The following is a 3,333-nucleotide window of genomic DNA, read 5'->3' as shown; positions in this document are numbered from 1 at the left end:
ACGCTCACCACCCAAACGGGCGACGGCAAGAATGGTGGCGGCGTGCATGGCGAAGAGCACGGCGCTACCGTACAGGAACACGATCGAGAGTGCGTGGAACGGATTGTAATACAGGTTGCCGTAGCGGATGGAAAACGCCGACGTCCAGTCCAAGTGAGGAAAGACACCGAACGGCACCATCTCGCTCCAACTGCCGACGATCAGCGGCTGAAAGAAGAATGCGAGGTACAGGAAGATCGCCGACGCGAAGGCCCACGGCAGATGTGTGCCCATGTTCAACGCGCGCGCCCGGCGGTAGACGCGCACCCACCAGAGAAGGATGCTGATCGTCAGGAAGAAACCGGCCATGAGGTACCATCCGCCCTGATTCAGCGGTGGGACGCGGAGGCCGTACTGTGGTGGGGGAGGCTCCAGAGCCAACCACGGAAGCTGCCGCACGAACTCGATCGGGTCCCAGCCGACCGACGCCCACATGTTCAGCCCGATGATCTCGAAGGCGAGAAACCCGAACAGCAGCGAGAACAGCCCCGCCGTGCCGAGATAGATCGGGCCGAACTGCGCATCACCGAACTTGCCGGCGAGATACGAGAAGGTGCCCGTGCCAACCCGCGCGCCTGGAGAGTCCTCGAGCGGGAGACCGGGATCAGGGACGGTCCGAACCTGGACGCGCGTGAAAATGTTCTGATATTCAAGCATGTACGTGAATGTCCTCAGCGCCAGATCGGGAGATTGAGCCACCAGCCCCACCACTCAGGCCAGCCCTTCGCCCAGAAGGGACCGGAAATTACAATGCAGATCGCGCTCCAGATGGCGGCGCTCATTGAGAGGAAGAGACCGAGCCGATGGATACCGATCGCACCGATCGAGTAGCCGATCAGGTCGCGGAAAAAGACGTTTTCTGTTTCGCTCACGCCCACCGGGGTTCCCTTCTTCGGATTGGTCACCGACAGGATCAGTGAGCCATGCATCGCCAAGGCGAGGCAATTCGTGAAGAAGAAGGTGACGGCGATCATGTGCGCCGGATTGTAGTGGAAATGGAGGTATTGGTACCCCACATTCGACACCCAGTCGAGGTGCGAGAAGATGCCGTACGGGAACCCGTGTCCCCACGCACCCAGCAACAGCGGGCGGATCACCACCAGCGTGACATAAGCGAAAACGGCCGCGCCGTACGCCCACGGAATGTGCATCCCCATTCCCAGCTTGCGACTGATCTCAGCTTGTCGAAGCGTCCAACTCCCGAAGGCGCCAACGGCGCACATCGTGATGATTTGCCACAGACCTCCTTCGCGCAGCGGCGCGAAGCCCAGCCCGTACTTCAGATCGGGCGGCGCAATGGAGATCTGCCAGAGATTCCACGTCGGTCCGATCGCTGCGCCCCATACGCAGAGCATCGTGCCGAGCAGAATGAAGAAGATGGCCGATACACCGAAAAAACCCACGTAGAACGGACCGAACCAGAAATCAAAAAGATCTCCGCCGATCAGCGTTCCACCGCGGACTCGATACTTCCGTTCAAAATTGAGCATCGCCATGGGCGATTTCTCCAAGCGTGCAAACGATGGGGGAGGCTGGCGTCGGCCGGGGATGGCTTCGCACCGACACGTGCGAAGACCATCCCGGCGGCGACGCGCGACGTGTTACCGGCCGGCGGGGAGCGGCGACATTTCTGCCGCCATTGCCGGAGACGATGCCCCGACCGGCGCCTGCGCGCTGGACAGCGTACCGTTTTCGATCCACGAGTAACGCTGCGAGCTGAGCAGGATGAAGTGAATGACGAACGCGAGCGCGCCGATGAAGCCGGCTAGGGCCACCATGACGCGACGCGGGTCATACATCAGCCAAATACGATGCATGATAATTCCTCAGCGCGTGGCTGCAGGCGGGGTGGCGTACTTGGCCTTGAGCGTTGCCGGCCAGTTCAACTGGCTGTAGGCAAAGAGATGCATCACCAGCACAGCGCCGGCGATGAACGAGCCGATGCCGCCCATGATGAGGACGGGGTCAAGCCCGATCCAGATTCGATACATATTGCGCTCCTAGATGCGCGAGGGTGAATGAAGTGACGTCGGGCTCAGAACCAGGGACGCCAGGCCCACGCCAACAGGTGAGCCCCAACGGCTCCGAGAACCCATACGCCCGCACCCGCGATCCAGAACTTGTTGAAGCGAAGCGCTTCTTCCTCAGTCATTCCACCTTTTTCGAACATCGAACCTCCGGCGAACTACGATGCTACCGCGCTCATCCCGCACGGCTGGGAGATCGCTCCGTCTGGAGCGGCCGACCTACTTCGTTGCTACACTGTAAACTTCACCTGACACTGCCAATCGTCAAGAATTATTTACACTCTTGGGCGATCTTTCTTTCGATCGATGGCGGCCAATACGCCGCACGGAGCCTTCGTGTCCGGTTTCACTGACTTACCACCCGCGGATTGGCCCTTCAGGGCGACGTCTCGACTGTTGGAAGTCGATGGTATCCGTTGGCATTTTCAGCAGTTCGGCCAAGGACCAGCCCTGTTGCTGGTCCACGGAACGGGAGGGTCGGTTCACTCATGGAGTCACGGCCTCGAGGCCCTCGCCCGCACCTTCTCGATCACCGCGATCGATCTGCCGGGGCACGGATTCACCACCGTGCCACCCGAGGTCGACCGCCGCCGCGATGTCTATTCCCTCCAGGGAATGGCGCGTTCGTGCGGCGAACTGCTCCGGGCCATCGACTGCACCCCGGCGCTCGTCGCCGGCCACTCGGCAGGCGTGGCGGTGCTCCTGCGAGCCGTGCTCGATGGACGTCTCGCACCGGCCCGCATCGTGGGATTCAATCCCGCACTCGTGCCGCCACCGCCGTTCTATGTTACGCTGGTGGCGCCATTGCTGCGCCCGTTCTTCGAGTCCGACGTCGTGGCCGACGGCGGAGCCTGGGTGTCGCGCAACACGCGACTCGTGCGACAATTGATCGGGAGCTCCGGCACAGAGCTGACGGCGGCCGATCTCGCGCGCTATGAGCTTCTCTGTGCCCGTCCACAGCATGTGCACGCGGCCCTTACCATGATGTCGCGCTGGGACTTGCCGGGTATCGTTCGCGATGCAGTTGCATTGGATATCCCGCTCGAGCTCATCGCGGGAGGCAACGATCGCTGGGTGCCCTATCGGTTGCTCGAACGCAGCGTCGCGCGGCTGCCGCGTGCCACGTTGCGCGCGGTGGCTGGGGCCGGACACCTGCTGCCGGAAGAACGGCCGGATGAGATCATCGCGAGCCTGATCGCGCACGCGGGTGAGGCGGATGGGGGGCTTGACCGATGACGGGCGCCAGGAATCAACGGCGCCAGGAATT

The 3,333-nt window shown here is 62.1% G+C and carries 6 protein-coding genes; 1 reads left to right on the top strand and 5 read right to left on the bottom strand.

From position 1 onward, the window contains the following. From pufM to ACESNG_RS17500, 5 genes are all read right to left on the bottom strand, one after another. A partial coding sequence (pufM, locus tag ACESNG_RS17520) for a photosynthetic reaction center subunit M (RefSeq protein WP_373070044.1) occupies positions 1-696 on the bottom strand: 696 nt, incomplete at its 3' end. 14 nt (positions 697-710) lie between these two features. Then, positions 711-1,535: a photosynthetic reaction center subunit L gene (gene pufL / locus ACESNG_RS17515; protein ID WP_373064987.1), complete on the bottom strand. Its 825-nt coding sequence runs from the start codon at positions 1,533-1,535 to the stop codon at positions 711-713. 105 nt (positions 1,536-1,640) lie between these two features. Beyond that, positions 1,641-1,856: a light-harvesting antenna LH1, alpha subunit gene (pufA, locus tag ACESNG_RS17510; protein WP_373064985.1), complete on the bottom strand. Its 216-nt coding sequence runs from the start codon at positions 1,854-1,856 to the stop codon at positions 1,641-1,643. Between the two features lie 9 nt (positions 1,857-1,865). Then, positions 1,866-2,030 (bottom strand): hypothetical protein, encoded by a 165-nt coding sequence (locus ACESNG_RS17505; RefSeq protein WP_373064983.1) that lies wholly within the window; start codon positions 2,028-2,030, stop codon positions 1,866-1,868. A gap of 44 nt (positions 2,031-2,074) precedes the next feature. Further along, a complete protein-coding gene (locus ACESNG_RS17500; protein ID WP_373064981.1) occupies positions 2,075-2,191 on the bottom strand; it encodes a light-harvesting protein in 117 nt (38 codons plus the stop codon). Positions 2,192-2,372: 181 nt separating this feature from the next. Here ACESNG_RS17500 and bchO point away from each other — a divergent pair, with 181 nt between their 5' ends. Beyond that, a complete protein-coding gene (gene bchO, locus ACESNG_RS17495; RefSeq protein ID WP_373070042.1) occupies positions 2,373-3,302 on the top strand; it encodes an alpha/beta fold hydrolase BchO in 930 nt (309 codons plus the stop codon). Positions 3,303-3,333 lie beyond the last annotated feature (31 nt).

The organism is Gemmatimonas sp. (genome assembly GCF_041689975.1).
GTDB lineage: Bacteria > Gemmatimonadota > Gemmatimonadetes > Gemmatimonadales > Gemmatimonadaceae > Gemmatimonas.
Note: the sequence above shows the minus strand (reverse complement) of the source record. Positions and strands in the feature narration are given on the sequence as shown.